This is a genomic window from Streptosporangium sp. NPDC002544 (assembly GCF_040295965.1).
Classification (GTDB): Bacteria; Actinomycetota; Actinomycetes; order Streptosporangiales; family Streptosporangiaceae; genus Streptosporangium.
Genome location: NZ_JBEOWJ010000089.1, coordinates 1 through 1,794 on the forward strand (window position 1 = coordinate 1; position 1,794 = coordinate 1,794).

The 1,794-nt window shown below is 69.3% G+C and carries 2 protein-coding genes; both read left to right on the top strand.

The features are described from left to right. Positions 1 to 70: 70 nt before the first annotated feature. Positions 71 to 1,306 carry an IS21 family transposase gene (gene istA, locus ABT061_RS48220; protein WP_350930441.1) on the top strand — a complete coding sequence of 412 codons (1,236 nt, stop codon included), beginning with the start codon at positions 71 to 73 and terminating at the stop codon, positions 1,304 to 1,306. Beyond that, positions 1,306 to 1,794, top strand: a 489-nt coding sequence (locus ABT061_RS48225; protein WP_350930442.1) for an ATP-binding protein, incomplete at its 3' end; no start/stop codon positions are given. The genes istA and ABT061_RS48225, both read left to right, overlap by 1 nt.

A 1,794-nucleotide genomic window follows, 5' to 3' on the forward strand; every position in this document is an offset into this window, starting at 1 on the left:
TGTTGACGACGCGCGAACCGTGACCCCCTGACGACGGGCGAATGCTGACCCCCTTCAGTCACTCTGGAGGGTGATCAAGGTGGAAGACTGGGCGGAGATCCGCCGGTTGCATCGAGCCGAGGCAATGCCGATCAAGGCGATCGCCAGGCATCTGGGCATCTCGAAGAACACCGTCAAACGGGCACTGGCAGCCCAGACACCGCCGAAGTATGAGCGGCCGAGCAAGGGATCGATCGTGGACGCGGTCGAACCACAGATCCGGGAGTTGCTGGCGCAGTTCCCGGACATGCCCGCAACAGTGATCGCCGAGCGGATCGGCTGGACGCGCTCGCTCACGGTGCTCAAAGACCGGGTCCGTATCCTGCGGCCGCAGTTCAAACCGGTCGATCCGGCCTCGCGGACCACCTATGGGGCCGGTGAACTGGCCCAATGTGATCTGTGGTTCCCTCCGGTGAAGGTGGAGGTGGGAGCCGGGCATCTGGCCAGCCCACCGGTACTGGTCATCGTCAGCGGCTACTCCCGCTGGCTGATGGCCCGGATGCTGCCCTCCCGAACAGCCGGGGATCTGTTCGCCGGACACTGGGCACTGCTGTCGCAACTGGGAGCGGTGCCCAAAACGCTGGTGTGGGACAACGAGTCGGCGATCGGCCAGTGGAGGGGCGGCAAACCACAGCTCACCGCCGAGGCCACCGCCTTTCGCGGGATGCTGGGAGTGCGCATCCTGCAGTGCAGGCCCGGTGACCCCGAGGCCAAAGGGCTGGTCGAGCGAGCCAACGGCTATCTGGAGACCTCGTTTCTGCCCGGCCGCGCGTTCACCGGCCCGCGTGACTTCAACACCCAGCTGGCCGGCTGGCTGAGCCGGGCCAACAGCCGCCATCACCGGCGCATCGCCTGCCGCCCGGCAGATCGGCTGCAGGCCGATCTGGCCGCGATGGTGGCGCTGCCGCCCCTGGCGCCGGCCGTCGGCCGGCGCACCTGGACCCGGCTGGCCCGGGATCACTATGTCCGTATCGCCTCGTGTGACTACTCGGTGCACCCCTCGGTGATCGGCCGCCTGGTGGAGGTGGTCGCCGGCCTGGAGGAGGTCATCGTGAGCTGCGGCGGCCAGGTGGTGGCCCGCCATCAGCGGTGCTGGGCGCCGCATCAGACCATTACTGACCCGGCCCATCTGCAGGCCGCCGCCGCGATGCGCCGCGCCTGCCTGCACGCGGCCACCCAGCCGGGCGAGGCCGGGGCCGGGGTCGAGGTCGAGCAGCGTCGGTTGAGTGACTACGACGCCGCGTTGGGCATCGAGGGGGTGGCGTGATGACCACCACCACCGCCACCACCGCCGCGAACAGTGGCCGCAACCTGGTGGCCGAGCTGGCCTATCTGACCCGGGTGCTCAAGGCCCCGTCCCTGGCGGCCTGCGTCGAGCGGCTGGCCGAGCGGGCCCGAGCCGAGGGGTGGAGTCATGAGGAGTTCCTGGCCGCCTGCCTGCAACGCGAGGTCGCCGCCCGCGAATCCCACGGCGGTGAGGCCCGTATCCGCTTCGCCCGCTTCCCGGCCCGCAAAGCGTTGGAGGACTTCGACTACGACCACCAGCGCTCCCTCAAACGCGAGGTCATCGCACATCTGGGCACTTTGGACTTCGTTACGGCCAAGGACAACGTGGTCTTCCTCGGCCCGCCCGGGACCGGCAAGACCCATCTGTCGATCGGCCTGGGGATCAGGGCCTGTCAGGCCGGGCACCGGGTCGCGTTCGCCACCGCCGCGCAGTGGGTCGCCCGGCTGGCTGAGGCTCATGCCGCAGGC